Genomic DNA, 16,520 nt, shown 5'->3' with positions numbered 1-16,520 from the left:
CGTATGCAAAAAACTCTGTTGGGTGCAGGCGGTTTGGCTCTGAGCCTACTGGCCACGGGTGTCATGGCACAAAGCCTGAGCCAGTCTGAAATTGATTCATTGGGTAGCAGCCTGACGCCAATCGGCGCAGAAAAAGCCGGCAACGCGGCGGGCACTATCCCCGAGTGGACAGGTGGCCTGGGCACTGATGCCGGCAAGGAGTTGGCTAACAACTTCTTGGAAGACCCGTTCAAAGGTGAGCAGCCCGAGTTCGTGATTACTGCGCAGAACTATCAGCAGTACAAAGACAACCTGACTCCTGGTCAGGTGGCGATGTTCGAGCGCTATCCTGAAACCTTCAAGATGCCGGTCTACAAGACCCAGCGTACTGTTGGCTACCCGCAGTCAGTCTATGACCAGGTCAAGCAAACAGCAGGTCAAGCCAAGCTGGTTAACGGCGGTGATGGTATCTCCAACTTCTCGCATGGCTCATTTGCTTTCCCGGTACCCAAGTCTGGCGCCGAGGTGGTGTGGAACCATAACACTCGTTATCGCGTGAATATCAAGCGCTGGTACATGCAGGCGATGCCGCAAACCAACGGTTCTTTCACGCTGATTAAAATGGAAGAAGAAGTAGGTTATCCACAGCTGATGGATGATGTTGACGCATCCACCATGCCGAACACCCTGTTGTTCTTCAAGCAGCGCGTAAACGCGCCCGCTCGTTTGGCCGGTAACGTACTGCTGGTGCACGATACTCTGGATCAGTTGAAAGAGCCGCGCATGGCGTGGGTTTACAACGCTGGTCAGCGTCGTGTACGCCGCGCACCGCAGGTCGCCTATGACGGTCCAGGTACTGCTTCTGACGGTATGCGTACTTCCGATAACTTCTCGATGTACAACGGTGCACCTGACCGTTACAACTGGAAGCTGATTGGCAAGAAAGAAATCTACGTTCCTTACAACAGTGGCAAGCTGACCGATCCGAGCGTCAAGTACGAAGACGTTCTGCAAGCCGGCCACATCAACCCCGACTACACGCGCTTCGAGCTGCATCGCGTGTGGGAAGTGCAGGGTGATGTCAAAGAAGGTCAGCGTCATATCTACGCTCAACGTAACTTCTTCGTTGACGAAGACTCCTGGATGATCACCCTGGCGGACCACTACGATGGTCGCGGTACGCTCTGGCGTGTAGGTGAAGGCCACATGGGCTTCAACTATAAAGAGAAGATCCCGGGTTACTCGATCGAGACTCTTTATGACCTGCTAGCTGGTCGTTACATCGCGCTGGGTATGTACACTGAAGAAGCATCTGCTCCTCAGTTCGACTTCCAGCCGAACTACAACCAGTTCACTCCAGCGGCCCTGCGTTCTTCAGGTATCCGTTAAGGTGTAGGTTGCGGTAAAACGTTGCTGTAAATAAAGAAGGGGGAGCCGCAAGGCTCCCCCTTCTTTATTGGTGGGGCGAAATCATGTCTCGGCTGGGCGCGAGATGCTGCTGGAAATTTTCCGGGTGCTAGAGCTTCCGCCCAATCATCAGAGTAGGCTGCACCTTCTCGGTTCCGGATAAAATCTACCATTGCCACGCCCACGCGGTGAGGAGCCTGATTTATCAGTAGCTGTTGGTAGTTGGGTAGCGGCGCAAGAAAAAGGCGTGTTATACGCCCTTTCTCTTGTACTTATCTTGAGCTTGACTCAGGAGGGAACTGCTGCCTGATTGTATTGGCCACGGAATGTGGTGGGGCTAACACCGGTCCAGCGGCGGAACGCTCGGGTGAAACTGCTGGGGTCGAGAAATCCGAGTTCAAAGGCAATTCGGCCGAGATTTAGTTTGCCTTCTTTTATGAGTCGAACGGCCAATTCCATGCGCACCTCATCCAGCAACTTTTCATAGGTGGTCTGGGTTTCGCTGAGTTTGCGGCGCAAATGCCGTGGGCTCATGTTGAACGGCGTTGATACCAGCTCTTCGGACACGGTGCGCTCAGAGACCAACACCCGAATTCGTTGCTTCACTTGCTCGGCAAAGTCGACATTGGGCAAGTCGCTGAGCATATCTTCCAGCGAGTTATCCAAGCGCTTGCGTAAAAAAGCATCGGCGTTGGGCAGGCGAGAGTTCAAAAAGCGACGATTGATTCGTACCGACTGGCGCTTGGCGCCCAGTCGTACTCGGCCGCCGAGGATGGATTCGCATACCGTGCGACTCTTGTCATGCTCGCCCGTCAAGCGCGTTTCCAGCATCAAAGCGGCCTTGCCAATCCCCAAGGCATCCCAGATTCGGCTGCACTGGCTCATCAGAGCTTCCATATGCATCGGGTGCGGTGCGCCCTTGGGCTGAAAGTAGAGCGTCAGATACTGGTCATCTTCAACCGAATACAGCTGCACTTGCGTGCTGAATACCGGCATGAAGCGAATGATGCGCTGAATTGCATCGCCTAGCGTTTCGCTGGAGGCGGCGGCGAGGCAGAGTAGCGAGAGGGTATTGCTTTGATGGCGCTGCCCCATGCGCAGGCCGAAGCATTCATCCTGCGACAAGCGCGCGGCTGCGTGCCAGAGGCGATTGATATCGGTTTGACTGATATGGGTAAGGCTGAGGTCGGCTTGCTTGCAATGAGAGCGCAAGTCAGCGGGAAGATCCTTGATGCTCTTGTCGTACTCTTCAAGGCATTGCGCAATGCCCTGCGCCCACAGAGCACGTTCATGCACGCGCTCGGACGGTAACGGATGGAGTTCCGGATTCATAAGCAGAAGACGTCTCGAATTTTATTATTGTGATTGGATACATCTAAGATCCTGGCTCAACAATAGAGTAATGCGGGTGATTGTGCAAAATTTCGCAACGGATAATTGCACGTCAAAACCAAAAGGTATTCATTGCATGAATGTCCTTACCGGCCAAAAAACTCGTCCTAATCGGCCAATTCGGTTTTTTATCTCGTGACAGACTTGTCCTCGGTGCTAGAGGCCTCCCAGTCGTCTGGTACCCATGATTCATTCTAACGGAGCAGCACAATGACAAAAAAAATGCATGCTTGGTCGCTCGCCGCTTTGCCTCTGGCAATCGGGCTGGCCAGTTTCTCTGGGTCGGCGAACGCTATTAGCTTCTCGCTGGGTGAGGTAGAAGGCCAGTTTGACTCACAGCTGTCTGTGGGTGCCAGCTGGTCCATGGAAGACGCAGATAAACGGTTTATTCACGTTGATACGTCTGTTGACGGAGAGCCGCAAAACGGCCAAGCGGCTGCTCGTACCAGTGACGATGGTCGTCTGAACTATGAGAAAGGTGATGCGTTTTCCAAGATTTTCCGTGGTGTGCATGACCTTGAGCTGCGCTACGGTAACTCCGGCGCCTTCGTTCGCGGTAAGTACTGGTACGACTTTGAGACCAAAGACGGCAGTCAGCGATTTTATGATATCGACGATTCTGGCCGCAAACCTCTAGTCAAGTCTTCGGGCATAGCATTACTGGACGCATTCGTTTACCACAACTACTTCATTGGTAATAACCCCGGTAACGTTCGTCTCGGCCGTCAAGTCGTGAGCTGGGGCGAGTCCACCTTCATCCAGAACTCTATTAATTCTATCAACCCAGTTGACGTCGCGGCCTTGCGTCGTCCAGGTGCTGAGTTGAAAGAGGGTCTGTTGCCAGTTGAAATGCTTTATATGTCGCAAGGGCTGACCGAGAACTTGAGCATGGAAGCGTTTTACCAGCTCAAGTGGGAGCCATATGCGATTGACAACTGCGGGACTTTCTTTGGTGCAGACACTCTAGCTACTGGCTGTATAGATCGACTGGTTTTCAGAAACGGCGATTTGCCACAGGGCGACCCTGCACTGAACGGCAACATCATTGTTCGTGATGGCAAGAACCGTGAAGCATCGGACGACGGTCAATTTGGCGTGGCTTTTCGTTACTTCGTGCCTGAGCTGAATGATACTGAGTTTGGCTTTTATGCCATGAACTATCACAGCAGAACGCCAATTTATAGCAATACTGCCGGGGCTTTCACGCCAGCAACGGCGAACGGTGCCGGACTTGGAGGTTTATTTGGCGGCGCGGGTTACTTCTTCGAGTACCCTGAAGACATCCGGCTCTATGGTGTAAGTTTTGCAACACAGGTCGCAGGTGTTTCCTTGGGTGGCGAGGTTAGCTATCGTCCAAATATGCCAATGCAGATTACCACTGGTAGCATGAGTGCAGCGGCCCTCTATCAGGATGGCACTATCATCGGGCGCGACGAAGCCTATGCTCTGGGAGATTACATCCAAGGCTATGATCGCAAAGGTTTCTATCAGGCTCAGGTGACCGCGATCAAGTTTGTGGAGCGCGTCTTGGGTGCCAGTCGTTTGGCCTTGATCGGTGAAGCAGGCTACAACCATATTGAAGGCATTGGATCAGATCCGGGCGATACATTCTACGGCCGGGACTCTCTCTTTGGACAAAGTCCTGAAGCGGATGGCTCCTGCCTTTCGCAGGCTACAGGCCGCGGCGCTAGCTGGTGTGAAACTGATGGCTTCTATACCAGCGACTCTTACGGTTACCGCCTGCGTGCCAGCCTTAACTACAGCAACGTGTTTGCGGGCGTTAACCTGACCCCCAACATTGCCTGGTCGCACGACATCGAAGGTTACGGCCCTAACTTCACCGAAGATGCTAAGTCTGTAAGTCTGGGTCTGGATGCCGATTACGCTAACCGCTACAACGCCGGTATCAGCTACACCAGCTTCTTTGATGGCAAATACAACACCAGCGTTGATCGTGACTACGCGTCCCTCACCTTCAGCGTAAGCTTCTAAGACCGGCTTAAAGGAGAAATAACAATATGCGTATGCAAAAAACTCTATTGGGCGCAGGCGGTTTAGCCCTGAGCCTGTTGGCTTCCGGTGTCATGGCGCAAAGCCTGACCCAGGCGCAGATCGATGAGCTGGGCTCCTCGCTCACGCCGATCGGTGCCGAGAAAGCTGGTAATGCGGCTGGCACCATCCCCGAGTGGACCGGTGGTCTGCCCACCAACGCCGGCAAGGCGTTGGGCGACAACTTCTACGAAGACCCCTTCAAGGGCCAACAGCCCGAGATGGTGATCACTGCGCAGAACTATCAGCAGTACAAAGAGAACCTGACCCCCGGCCAGGTCGCCATGTTCGAGCGTTATCCGGAAACCTTCAAGATGCCGGTTTACAAGACTGAGCGTACTGTTGGCTACCCACAGTCGGTGTACGACCAGGTCAAGCGTACCGCAGGCCAAGCGAAGCTGGTCAACGGCGGCGATGGTATCTCTGACTTCACCCACGGCACCTTTGCGTTTCCGATCCCACAGTCCGGCGCTGAAGTAGTCTGGAACCATAACACTCGCTATCGTTTGAATGTCAAACGTTGGTATATGCAGGCCATGCCGCAGACCAATGGTTCTTTCACGCTGATCAAGCTGGAAGAAGAGGTGGGTTATCCGCAACTGATGGACGATATTGACGAGTCCACCATGCCGAACACACTGCTGTTCTTCAAGCAGCGCGTGAACGCGCCAGCCCGTCTGGCCGGTAACGTACTGCTGGTACACGATACCCTGGATCAGTTGAAAGAGCCGCGCATGGCGTGGGTTTACAACGCTGGCCAACGTCGCGTACGTCGCGCACCTCAGGTTGCGTACGACGGCCCAGGTACGGCTTCTGACGGCATGCGTACTTCCGACAACTTCTCCATGTACAACGGCGCACCTGACCGTTACGACTGGAAGCTGATCGGCAAAAAGGAAATCTATGTTCCTTACAACAGCGGCAAGCTGACCGATCGTAGCGTCAAGTATGAAGATGTGCTCCAAGCCGGCCACATCAACCCTGACTACACTCGCTTCGAGCTGCACCGCGTGTGGGAAGTGCAGGGCAACGTCAAGCAGGGTCAGCGTCACATCTACGCTCAACGTAACTTCTTTGTTGACGAAGATTCGTGGATGATCAACCTGGCTGACCACTACGATGGACGCGGCACACTGTGGCGTGTAGGTGAAGGCCATATCGGCTTCAACTATGCCAACAAGATTCCGGGTTACTCCATCGAAACCTTGTATGACCTGCTGGCCGGTCGTTACATCGCGCTGGGAATGTACTCCGAAGAGCAATCTGCTCCTCAATTCGACTTCGATCCGAACTATAACCAGTTCACCCCGGCAGCTCTGCGCTCCTCGGGTATCCGTTAAGTTTTAATGCTGCTTTAGTAAGAAGTTTGGGTTTTAAGGGGTATCTTCGGATACCCCTTTTTTTGCCTGCTATTTTCCTGTCACGCCGCTTTCAGCCGGCGTATGACTTCACTTCTGTTAGACTGTTGGCATTGTCGCACCGACCTTGATACCGACCTTCCAGAGTGATGCCCTTGTCCAGCCAATCAGACAGCCAAACAGACAGCCAGCCCATGTTCAGCCAGCTTAACCTGCACGAACGCCTGCTAAAATCGCTTGAGGAGCTGTCCTTCGAACAGCCTACCGAGGTGCAGCGGGCAACCATTCCCGCTGCGATCGCCGGCAAGGATCTGTACGTCATTGCCCAGACCGGCAGCGGCAAGACGGCGGCCTTTGTGCTGCCGTTACTGCAGCGCCTGTTGCAGGATGAATCCAAACCAATGGCACCACGCGGTTTTATCCTGGTGCCCACGCGTGAGCTGGCGCGTCAGGTGGTAAAGGATATTGCCGCCCTGGCGCAATACACTTTTCTCAAGGCCGAGCTGGTGACCGGCGGCGAAGACTTCAAGGTGCAGGCGGCGCGTTTGCGCAAGAACCCGGACATCGTGGTGGCAACGCCCGGGCGTGCGTTGGAGCAGCTGGCGGCTGGTAATCTTGAACTGGGCAGCGTGCAAACGCTGGTGCTGGATGAGGCTGATCGCATGCTGGATATGGGCTTCAGCGAAGACGTGACCAAGCTGGCTGAGGCCTGTCCGCAGCCGCGCCAGACGGCGCTTTACTCCGCAACCAAGGGTAGCCGGGGTTTGCAGCGGATGATCGATTCGGTGCTACACGAGCCGGAAATTCTCGAGCTGACCAGTGTACGTGACGACACACCCGCCATCGCCCAGCAGGTGATCCCGGCGGACGACAACCCGCACAAGGAAGCCATGCTCAAGTGGTTGCTGGTCAATGAAGGGGAGGGCAAGACCATCGTCTTCACCAATACCCGGGTCGCGGCCGATCGGTTGAATGGCGTGCTGCGGGCGATGGATCTACGGGTTTATGTGTTGCACGGTGAGAAGGATCAGAAGGAGCGCAATCTGGCCGTAGAGCGTTTCAAGCAGGGGCAGAGCGGCGTGCTGGTGGCGACCGACGTGGCCGCTCGCGGGCTGGATATTGCCGAGCTGGACCGGGTGATCAACTTCGATATGCCGCGCAGTGGTGATGACTACCTGCACCGCGTCGGCCGTACCGGGCGCGCCGGAGCCAGCGGCCTGGCGATCTCGCTGATCAGTCCGCACGAGTGGAATCTGATGTCGAGCATCGAGCGCTACCTGCGACGTCAGTTCGAGCGGCGCATCCTCAAGGAAGTGCCTGGCAGCTTCAAGGGACCTAAGAAGGTCAAGTCGTCCGGCAAGCCGGTGGGAGCCAAGAAGAAAAAGGACGACAAGAAAAAGTCGGCACCCAAGTCGAAAAAGCCCAGGGCGGGCAAGCGTCCTTCACGGCCACCACAGGGTCAGGTCGTTACCAGTTCCGATGGCTTGGCGCCACCGAAGCGCAAATAAGGCGAGGAAGCTGATGCTTGGCAGCCACGGGTTGCCAAGCATCAGCGTGATCGGCTAGAGTCGTTAACAGTTCAACGGAGAGTCACATGTCTGCCAAATCTGCACATCGCACTGCATCTGCCAACGCATCTTGCGTTGCCTTGCTGCGCGCGCTGCCGGCAGTCGTGTTGAACGCGTTTTATTTTGGGTATTGGTTTAGCCATAGGCGCGCCTGATACCCCACAGGCGCCCTGCATCAACGGGACGCCACCAGCATTAGTAAAACCCCGGTCGGCCTCCCGCCCGGGGTTTTTTATTGGGTTTTATTCGGACTTCAAAGAGGCTTTGCACATGTACACATACCGCGATTTTTACCGATTTCCCAACAGCTGCTGGACCGGCGGCAGCGTGACCCCAGGCCATTGCAACGGTAAACAACGAACACCCAGATAGCGTCGGCGCGGCTCGCCGCCTCGACTAAGGAAAGCATCAGATGAACGCCACTGTTTCTGCTCTATGTACGCCAATATCACCTGCTGCCGCGCGCAGTGCCCAACCCTTGCCGACACCTGCACAATTGCGCGCCAGGCTACCTCGCAGCACCGTCGCCGCTGCGAGCGTGCAGCATGGGCGCGAGGCCATTCGGGCCATCATGCGGGGTGAGGATTCCCGTCTTCTGGTCATTGCCGGCCCTTGCTCCCTGCATGACGCTGACGCCGCCATGGAGTACGCCCAGCGGTTAGCTGAGCTGGCGCCTCAGGTCAGCGATCAGATGCTGTTGGTCATGCGCGCCTATGTCGAGAAGCCGCGTACCACCATCGGCTGGAAGGGGCTGATCTACGATCCGCAACTGGATGGCAGTGGCGACATGGCAGGCGGCCTGGCCTTGGCGCGCAGGCTGATGCTGAACATTGCCGAGCTGGGTCTGCCGCTGGCGACCGAGCTGCTGCAGCCGCTGGCAGCGGGTTACCTTGAGGACCTGTTGAGCTGGGCTGCCATAGGTGCGCGCACCAGTGAGTCGCAGATACATCGCGAGATGGTCAGCGGGCTGGAACTGCCGGTTGGTTTCAAGAATGGCACCGACGGCAGTGTTGCTATTGCTTGTGATGCCATGCGCTCGGCAGCGCACCCGCATCAGCACTTCGGACTGGACGAGCAGGGACGGCCCTCGCTGATTCATACCCAGGGCAATGCCGATACCCATCTGGTGTTGCGTGGCGGCCATGCCGGGCCCAACTACCAGCCAGAAGCAGTGGCAGCGGCATGCAATGTGCTGAAGGCTCAAGGCGTCGCGCAGGGCCTGATAGTCGATTGCAGTCACGCCAATAGCGGCAAGGATCCTATGCGGCAGCCCCAGGTGCTGGAGTCAGTGATAGCGCAGCGGTTGGCAGGTCAGACGAACCTGCGTGGCGTCATGCTGGAAAGTCACCTGTTCGGCGGCAGCCAACCGCTGACTAGCCAGCTCGAATACGGCGTTTCAGTGTCCGATGGCTGCCTTGGCTGGGATGGCACTGCGCACGCACTGTTGGCGGCAGCCGAGAGACTGCGGGGCTGAGGCCGGGTGCGGCGCCACCGCCATCTGAGGTTTCCCTCGGCTTGACGCAGCGCGTGCTGACCGCATCGCTGCGTCAAGCCGAGGGAGCAGCTTTACGAGCAAAGCTGAAAGTCAGGAGTGCCAGCAACGAAAAGCAGGCCAGCGTCAGACCCAGTGTTGCGGCGGCGGGCAGCGGCACAACGCTGGTCAGCCAGGTGCCCAGCGCCGCGCAGCTCATTTGCAGAAAGCCGAGCAGGGCCGAGGCAGCGCCAGCCTGCTGCCCGAAGGGTTGCAGCGTCAGTGCGGTGCCCAGCGGGTTCACCGTACCCATGCCGGCCAGAAAGACCGTGAGCGCCAGAGTGAAGAGCGGCAGGTTGTGATCCTGCGCCAGATAGACCGCGGTGCCGCCTAGCAATGCCAGCACAATACCGGCCGCGGCAACCCGGGAAGGGCCCCAGCGCCGGGCCAGGCGTGGCGCCAGCAGCCCGGAGGCAAATACCACCACGACGGTTCCGGCAAACAGCAGGCCCAGCTCGAGGGCAGTCAGTCCCATGCCAACCATGAGCACCGCCGGTGCGGCGCCGAAAAAGGCATAAAGCGCGCCCACAATCAGACTGACGGCCAGTGCCGGCCGGGTAAAGCGCGTATCTCGCAGCAGGCTTATGTATTGGCCGATCATGGCGAGGGCAGAGACCGCCTGGCGTCGCTCGATGGCATGGGTTTCGCCAACCCGGCTGGCGTAGGCCAGCGCGGCTACTATGCCCAGCAGACCCACGATTGTGAAGGTGGCGCGCCAGCCCAGCAGGCTGTCCGAAGCGCTGCCCAGCAGCGGTGAAAAGCCGGGCGCGGCGGCCATCGCTACCATGATCAGAGCCAGAGTGCGCGCCAATGCTTCGCCTTCAAACAGGTCGCGTGCAATGGCGCGAGACAATACCGAGGCAGAGCAGACGCCCAACGCCTGCACTACGCGCCCGGCCAGCAGGGTGTTGAGGCTATCGGCGTAAGCGCAGAGCACGCTGCCGAGCGAAAACACCAGCAGGCCGCCGATCACCAGTTTCTTGCGGCCCCAGCGATCCGACAAAGGCCCGACCAGCAGTTGCCCCAGCGCAAAGGCGATGAAGAAGTAGGACAGCGTCAGTCCCATGTCGCGCGATGACATGCCCAGTTCGGCACCCATCGCCGGGAACGAGGGCAGGATGATGTTGGTCGAGAGCGCGCCGAGCGCGGCCAGGCTGGCCAGGACGGCCAGCACCGTCTTGCTCAGGTGCTGCTCCGGTTGAGCTGCAATGGCCTGCGTCAGTGTGTCTGACATTGGCGCGCTCATGTCGGGTTGCTCGCGTTCAGGTGCTGCATCATGTGCTCCAGGCTGCGTTTCACCACCATGGGGTCGCTCAGTACGCGGCGATGCCCGAGCCCCTCCAGCGTCACCAATTCGGAACCGGCCCAGGCTTGATGCAGGTCCATCGATGCGGATGCTGGCACCACTCTGTCCTGCGGGTCGTGCATGATCAGCGCCGGGTGCCGCAGGCCATCGTGCAAGCTTTCGAGATCGACCGACTGCGTTGTCTGACCGATGAAATCTTCTGCCCACAGATGAAATTTCTGGCTTTGCTCGGCATTCAGGCCATAGCCACGAGCTTGCAACCGCACCATGGTGGTCAGTGAACTGGGGCCGCACAGATGCACGCTGGCAGCTACCCGTAAACCCTGATTGAAGGCGATGAGGGCGGCGGCCGAGCCCATCGAGTGACTGATGATGGCAGCCACGTCGCCCAACGCACTGGTCAGCGACAGCAGCGCGGCAGCCGCATGTACAACACTACCGGACTCGCCATCTGAATCGCCCTGGGCCGGCATGTCGAACAGGGTGACGGCAAAGCCGGCGCGGACCAGGGGTTCGACAAACGCAGCCAGGTGCGAGCCGCGGCTGTCCCAGCCATGTACCAGTAACACACGGGGACCGCTGCCGAAGGACCACAACTGCATATTCTGGCCGTCATGGCGATGGGTCGAGTGCGCTGCCTGAGCCAGCAATGCCTGCTCGGCCGGGCTGGCGGCGATGCGACGTGGCTTGCTGAAGGCAAGACATGCTTGCATAAAAAGATCTTCAGCGGCGACTGTGCTGTTGGTCGATGAGAGGCTCATGGAAGGCTCCTTGGTGGTAAATGAGCTGACAGGATAAATACTTCGGTCGCTTGATATGATGAATGTAATTATTAAATGTCTATCATCATATAAATTAAGTCAAGCTGCTTTTGGCGCGCTATCAGCGGCTTCTGCTATTTGCGTACATCAAGGCTAACTTGCGCTGGAAGAGGGTGCCGATCGCGTGCTACCTTTCGTCGGCGGCTGTGTGCTGGCCGATGTTTGACCAACGGATGGTCGTATAATGGCGTTTCGCCACATCTTTATCGCCTTCCGGACCCGCTGACAGATGCTCCCCAGCAGTTACAATTCGGTTCTTGTCGCTTTTTCCCTTATCGTCGCCATTCTCGCGTCCTATACGGCGCTCAATATGGCCGCGCGCGTAGCCAATACCCAGGGTCGCGCTGCGCTCTTGTGGCTGGTTGGTGGCTCCTTTGCCATGGGGTTTGGCATCTGGTCGATGCATTTTGTCGGCATGCTGGCGTTCAGCTTGCCGATTCCGCTTGGCTACGATCTGGGGCTCACGCTGCTGTCGCTGCTTATCGCCATAGGCTCGTCGGCCTTTGCACTATGGATGGTGTGCCAGCGCGACATGCCCAGATTGCATCTGATGCTGGGCGCCTTGCTCATGGGCGCGGGCATCGCCGCCATGCACTATACCGGCATGGCGGCCATGCTGATGTCGCCGCAGGTGGTGTACGTACCCTGGATTCTGGTGCTTTCGGTAGTCATTGCGGTGGTCGCTTCTGGCGCGGCACTGTGGATCGCCTTTCGCCTGCGCGGTGATTCGGAAAATGTATTCTACGCCCGGCTTGGCGCCTCGCTGGTGATGGGTTGCGCTATCGTCGGCATGCACTATACCGGTATGGCGGCGGCGCAATTCCCGGTGGGCAGCTTCTGCGGCGCCGCCAATAGCGGCATCGACACCAAGTGGTTGGCGGTTGTGGTCATAGTGGTCACCCTGGCGGTGTTCGCCATCGCGTTGATCATCTCGATGCTGGATGCCCGCACCAGCATCCTTGCCCATTCGCTGGATCAGGCCAACAGCGAGCTGGTACAGCTGGCTCTGCACGACAATCTGACGAAACTGCCCAACCGCATATTGCTGGATGACCGCCTGGCTCAGGCCATCAGCAAGTCCGCGCGTGAACGCCGCGGTTTTGCGGTGCTGTTCATGGATCTGGACGGCTTCAAGACGGTAAATGACATTTATGGCCATCATGTGGGTGATCGCCTGCTGGAGCAGGTAGCCGAACGCATCATGACTACCAAGCGCGCCGAAGACACCGCCGCGCGCATGGGCGGCGATGAGTTCGTATTGCTGATTGATCCCGGTGAGCCTGAAGATGCCGCCGCGCTGGCGCAGCGCCTGATCGAAAGCCTGGGCGCGCCCTACGCAGTAGAAGGCAATACGCTGCATATCAGTGCGAGTATTGGCGTGGCGGTCTATCCTGGCGATGGCGACAGCGCCCACCAACTGATGGTCAATGCCGACGCGGCCATGTATCACTCCAAGGAAGCGGGGCGCAATTGCTACAGCTTCTTTGAAGCCAAGATGAATGCCAACGCCCACGAGCAACTTAAACTGCAGCAGGAGTTGCTCGGCGCGCTGGATCGCGACGAGTTCGTGCTGCATTACCAGCCCAAGTTGATTGCTCCGGCCGGCCCGATGGTCGGTGTGGAGGCGCTGCTGCGCTGGCGCAGCCCCGAGCGTGGCATGGTGGCGCCGGACGCTTTCTTGCCGCTGGCCGAGCGTACCGGGCTGATAGTGTCCATTGGTAATTGGGTGATAGATGAGGCCTGCCGGCAGTTGAAGATCTGGCATCTGCAAGGCCATGCGGATTGGAGTATTGCGGTAAACCTCTCGACGGTGCAGCTGGGCCATCCGGGCCTGGTGGAGGCCGTGCGCGGCGCGCTGCAGCGGCATGACCTGGCTCCGTCCTTTCTGGTGCTGGAGGTGACTGAGTCCACCGCCATGCGGGATGCGGAAAACAGCCTGGTCATCCTCGATCAACTGACCGCTCTGGGCGTCAGTATCTCTATCGATGACTTCGGCACCGGCTATTCCAGTCTGCTGTACCTCAAGCGCCTGCCAGCCAACGAACTGAAGATTGATCGGGGCTTTGTCACCGAGCTGGTGCAGGACAACGACGACGCGGCCATCGTTTCCGCCATCGTGGCGTTGGGCAAGACGCTCGGCCTGAAAATTGTGGCCGAGGGGGTAGAGACGGCTGAGCAACAGGAACTGCTCACCCGGCTGGGATGCAACACGCTGCAGGGTTTTTATCTTGGGCGCCCGGTAGCCGCCGACGAACTGCTACCAAACCTGGCTGCGGCCATCGCCAGGCAAGAGACGCCGGAGCAGGGCGCGACCTAGCCTCCCCATGACCTGACAGTCATGGCGCACCAGGGAGGGCTCTTTCTGCGACCCAGAACGCCACCGCTGCGCCTATTTGATGCGCCTGTCGCAACAGACTGTGGCCAAATTCGGCCGAAAATGTCGCACTGATACAAGTTCCTTGCTATCCCCTTTGTTCGACCCCTCTAGACTGGGCGCTGGTACGGCGCTTGCATTCGCTGTTCCCACTGCTGCTGCCCCAGCCATGAAAAATCCACGATATCGATGAAAGGGGCGCAGCAGAGGGCTGCACCTTAATTGGTGGGGTCGACAACGGAAGGTCGGGCGCCAGGCGTTCGACTATAGGCAAATTGCTATCAGTCTTGCGTCCACTATAGTGAATGGGCGATTCGGTCCAACTGATCGAGCGCTGGCTTGCGATCCCTGCTCCACAAGAGCTACAGGGCGGGCCCGAGACTCCAACACAACAATAGCAACTGGAGATGCAAATGAAGATGGTGAAATCCACTCTGGCAGTAGTTACCACCGCCGCCGTACTGGGCGTGAGCAGTTTTGCGCAGGCTGGCGCCACGCTGGATGCCGTGCAAAAGAAAGGCTTTGTGCAATGCGGTATCAGCGACGGTTTACCCGGCTTCTCCTATGCCGATGACAAGGGCAATTATCTGGGCCTGGATGTGGATGTCTGCCGGGCTGTGGCCGCTGCGCTCTTCGGCGATGCCACCAAGGTCAAGTACAGCCCGCTGACGGCCAAGGAACGCTTCACCGCACTGCAATCCGGTGAGGTCGACATGCTGTCGCGCAATACCACCTGGACCAGCTCGCGTGACGCCGGCCTGGGCCTGAACTTTGCCGGGGTCAACTACTACGACGGTCAGGGCTTTCTGGTGAACAAGAAGCTGGGCGTAAGCAGTGCCAAGGAACTGGATGGCGCCACCGTCTGTATTCAGGCCGGTACCACTACCGAGCTCAATCTGTCCGACTACTTCCGTGCCAATAATCTCAAGTTCACCCCCATCACCTACGATACCTCGGACGAGAGCGCCAAGTCGCTGGAGTCGGGCCGTTGTGACGTGCTGACATCGGATCAGTCGCAGCTCTACGCGCAGCGCATCAAGCTGGGTTCGCCGGATGATTACGTGGTGCTGCCGGAGGTGATCTCCAAGGAGCCGCTGGGTCCGGTCGTCCGCCAGGGCGATGACGAGTGGTTCAATATCGTGCGCTGGTCGCTGTTTGCCATGGTCAACGCCGAAGAGCTGGGTGTGACCTCTGCGAATGTGGCAGAGAAGAGCAAGTCCACCGGTAACCCGGATGTGGCGCGACTGCTGGGTGCGGAGGGGGAATATGGCAAGGATCTGAAACTGCCAGCGGACTGGGCCGTGCAGATCGTCAAGCAGGTGGGTAACTATGGTGAAAGCTTCGAGCGCAATGTCGGTGCCGGCAGTGAGCTGAAGATTGAACGTGGCCTCAATGCCCTGTGGAACCAAGGCGGACTTCAGTACGCACCGCCGGTGCGCTGATATCCAACGCCACATCAGCTCGGCCCCGAGGCCGGGCTGATGTCGTTCTGACAAGCAGATCTTCGCTCGCCGTGCGGGCCGAGGATGCGAGAGGCTTATATGCAAAATGTTGCCAATGCGCCGCGACGCAGTGGGTCGGCCTGGACTGATCCGAAATGGCGGGCATTGATCTTTCAGTTGATTTCCATCGCGGCAGTGGTGGGGCTCGGCTGGTATCTGTTCGACAACACACAGACCAACCTGGAACAACGCGGCATCACCTCCGGGTTTGCTTTTCTCAACAACACCGCCGGCTTCGGCATCGCCCAGCACCTGATCGATTACACCCAGACCGACAGCTACGGGCGGGTGTTTTTTGTCGGTCTGCTCAATACACTGCTGGTATCGGTCATCGGCATTGTTCTGGCGACGCTGATCGGCTTTTTACTTGGGGTCGCACGGCTGTCGCCCAACTGGCTGATTCGCCAGTTGGCAACCATTTATATTGAAACCTTCCGCAACATCCCGCCGCTGCTGCAAATCCTGTTTTGGTATTTTGCGGTCATGCTGTCGCTGCCCGGGCCTAGGCAGAGTCTGGGTGTGCTGGACAGTTTCTTTCTCAACAGTCGCGGTCTGTACATGCCGTCACCGGCCCTGTCTGAAACCTTCGGGCTGTTCTTTGCGGCTTTGCTGCTGGCGATTGCTGCCTCGCTACTGCTGGGCCGCTGGGCCAGGAAGCGCCGTGAGGCGACCGGTCAGCCGTTTCCGCTGCTGGTGTCGGTATTGGCGTTGCTGATAGTGATCCCGGGTGTGGCCGTTCTGATTGCCGGCAACCCGCTGGTGTGGACGGTGCCGGAACTCACCGGCTTTAATTTTACCGGAGGCTGGGTACTGATTCCCGAGCTGATGGCGCTGACACTGGCACTGAGTATCTACACCGCTGCCTTTATCGCCGAGATCGTGCGCGCCGGTATTCAATCGGTCAATCATGGCCAGAGCGAAGCAGCCCACTCGCTGGGGCTGCCGGCGGGCAAAACGCTGAGGCTGGTAATCATTCCGCAGGCGCTACGCGTGATCATCCCGCCGCTGACCAGTCAGTATCTCAATCTGGCGAAAAACTCCTCGCTGGCGGCGGGTATCGGTTATCCGGATATGGTTTCGCTATTCGCCGGAACCGTGCTCAACCAGACCGGGCAGGCAATCGAAGTTATTGCCATTACCATGAGTGTGTATCTGGCCATCAGCATCAGCATCTCGTTGTTGATGAACTGGTACAACGGGCGCATAGCGCTGATCGAGCGCTGAGGAGCCGCC

Annotated in this window: 11 protein-coding genes; 8 read left to right on the top strand and 3 right to left on the bottom strand. The window is 58.0% G+C overall.

All coding sequences use genetic code 11. From position 1 onward, the window contains the following. The first annotated feature begins 3 nt into the window (after window positions 1-3). Window positions 4-1,368, top strand: a complete 1,365-nt coding sequence (locus V7756_RS09120; protein ID WP_335609969.1) for a DUF1329 domain-containing protein — start codon at window positions 4-6, stop codon at window positions 1,366-1,368. A 306-nt stretch (window positions 1,369-1,674) separates the two neighbouring features. On the opposite strand, the gene V7756_RS09115 is transcribed toward V7756_RS09120, so the two are convergent. Continuing rightward, window positions 1,675-2,718 carry an AraC family transcriptional regulator gene (locus V7756_RS09115; protein WP_335609846.1) on the bottom strand — a complete coding sequence of 348 codons (1,044 nt, stop codon included), beginning with the start codon at window positions 2,716-2,718 and terminating at the stop codon, window positions 1,675-1,677. 270 nt (window positions 2,719-2,988) lie between these two features. Between V7756_RS09115 and V7756_RS09110 the strand changes: the two genes are divergently transcribed. The 4 genes from V7756_RS09110 to V7756_RS09095 all read left to right on the top strand — a co-directional run bounded on the left by V7756_RS09110 (window position 2,989) and on the right by V7756_RS09095 (window position 9,227). Further along, window positions 2,989-4,770, top strand: coding sequence for a DUF1302 domain-containing protein (locus tag V7756_RS09110; protein WP_335609845.1), 1,782 nt, complete (start codon window positions 2,989-2,991; stop codon window positions 4,768-4,770). A gap of 32 nt (window positions 4,771-4,802) precedes the next feature. Beyond that, entirely contained in the window at window positions 4,803-6,167 is a 1,365-nt protein-coding gene (locus V7756_RS09105) for a DUF1329 domain-containing protein (protein WP_335609968.1), read from the top strand. A 212-nt stretch (window positions 6,168-6,379) separates the two neighbouring features. Continuing rightward, complete coding sequence (locus V7756_RS09100; protein WP_335609967.1) at window positions 6,380-7,693, top strand: DEAD/DEAH box helicase; 1,314 nt, start codon at window positions 6,380-6,382, stop codon at window positions 7,691-7,693. A gap of 472 nt (window positions 7,694-8,165) precedes the next feature. Continuing rightward, window positions 8,166-9,227, top strand: a complete 1,062-nt coding sequence (locus tag V7756_RS09095; protein WP_335609844.1) for a 3-deoxy-7-phosphoheptulonate synthase — start codon at window positions 8,166-8,168, stop codon at window positions 9,225-9,227. A 73-nt stretch (window positions 9,228-9,300) separates the two neighbouring features. On the opposite strand, the gene V7756_RS09090 is transcribed toward V7756_RS09095, so the two are convergent. Both V7756_RS09090 and V7756_RS09085 read right to left on the bottom strand, forming a co-directional pair. Further along, the gene (locus tag V7756_RS09090) at window positions 9,301-10,518 is read right to left on the bottom strand and encodes a multidrug effflux MFS transporter (protein ID WP_335609843.1); all 1,218 of its coding nucleotides are present in this window, start codon (window positions 10,516-10,518) and stop codon (window positions 9,301-9,303) included. 8 nt (window positions 10,519-10,526) lie between these two features. Then, window positions 10,527-11,351 (bottom strand): alpha/beta hydrolase, encoded by an 825-nt coding sequence (locus tag V7756_RS09085; RefSeq protein ID WP_335609842.1) that lies wholly within the window; start codon window positions 11,349-11,351, stop codon window positions 10,527-10,529. 289 nt (window positions 11,352-11,640) lie between these two features. On the opposite strand from V7756_RS09085, the gene V7756_RS09080 reads away from it, so the two are divergent. The 3 genes from V7756_RS09080 to V7756_RS09070 all read left to right on the top strand — a co-directional run bounded on the left by V7756_RS09080 (window position 11,641) and on the right by V7756_RS09070 (window position 16,511). Next, window positions 11,641-13,728, top strand: coding sequence for a putative bifunctional diguanylate cyclase/phosphodiesterase (locus V7756_RS09080; RefSeq protein ID WP_335609841.1), 2,088 nt, complete (start codon window positions 11,641-11,643; stop codon window positions 13,726-13,728). 470 nt (window positions 13,729-14,198) lie between these two features. Further along, a complete protein-coding gene (locus tag V7756_RS09075; protein ID WP_335609840.1) occupies window positions 14,199-15,227 on the top strand; it encodes an amino acid ABC transporter substrate-binding protein in 1,029 nt (342 codons plus the stop codon). Between the two features lie 99 nt (window positions 15,228-15,326). Next, on the top strand, window positions 15,327-16,511 hold the full coding sequence (locus tag V7756_RS09070) for an amino acid ABC transporter permease (protein ID WP_335609839.1): 1,185 nt from the start codon (window positions 15,327-15,329) through the stop codon (window positions 16,509-16,511). Window positions 16,512-16,520 lie beyond the last annotated feature (9 nt).

The sequence above is a fragment of the Halopseudomonas sp. genome (genome assembly GCF_036961105.1).
Taxonomy (GTDB): Bacteria; Pseudomonadota; Gammaproteobacteria; order Pseudomonadales; family Pseudomonadaceae; genus Halopseudomonas.
The sequence above is the reverse complement of the archived record's forward strand: the minus strand, read 5'-3'. Positions and strand labels throughout refer to the sequence as shown.

Excerpts from the sequence above, each read along its gene's own strand:
- V7756_RS09120 (WP_335609969.1), top strand. The coding sequence starts at position 4 with ATGCAAAAAACTCTGTTGGGTGCAGGCGGTTTGGCTCTGAGCCTACTG.
- V7756_RS09070 (WP_335609839.1), top strand. The coding sequence starts at position 15,327 with ATGCAAAATGTTGCCAATGCGCCGCGACGCAGTGGGTCGGCCTGGACT.
- V7756_RS09080 (WP_335609841.1), top strand. The coding sequence starts at position 11,641 with ATGCTCCCCAGCAGTTACAATTCGGTTCTTGTCGCTTTTTCCCTTATC.
- V7756_RS09100 (WP_335609967.1), top strand. The coding sequence starts at position 6,380 with ATGTTCAGCCAGCTTAACCTGCACGAACGCCTGCTAAAATCGCTTGAG.
- V7756_RS09095 (WP_335609844.1), top strand. The coding sequence starts at position 8,166 with ATGAACGCCACTGTTTCTGCTCTATGTACGCCAATATCACCTGCTGCC.
- V7756_RS09115 (WP_335609846.1), bottom strand. The coding sequence starts at position 2,718 with ATGAATCCGGAACTCCATCCGTTACCGTCCGAGCGCGTGCATGAACGT.
- V7756_RS09075 (WP_335609840.1), top strand. The coding sequence starts at position 14,199 with ATGAAGATGGTGAAATCCACTCTGGCAGTAGTTACCACCGCCGCCGTA.
- V7756_RS09085 (WP_335609842.1), bottom strand. The coding sequence starts at position 11,351 with ATGAGCCTCTCATCGACCAACAGCACAGTCGCCGCTGAAGATCTTTTT.
- V7756_RS09105 (WP_335609968.1), top strand. The coding sequence starts at position 4,803 with ATGCAAAAAACTCTATTGGGCGCAGGCGGTTTAGCCCTGAGCCTGTTG.
- V7756_RS09110 (WP_335609845.1), top strand. The coding sequence starts at position 2,989 with ATGACAAAAAAAATGCATGCTTGGTCGCTCGCCGCTTTGCCTCTGGCA.
- V7756_RS09090 (WP_335609843.1), bottom strand. The coding sequence starts at position 10,518 with ATGTCAGACACACTGACGCAGGCCATTGCAGCTCAACCGGAGCAGCAC.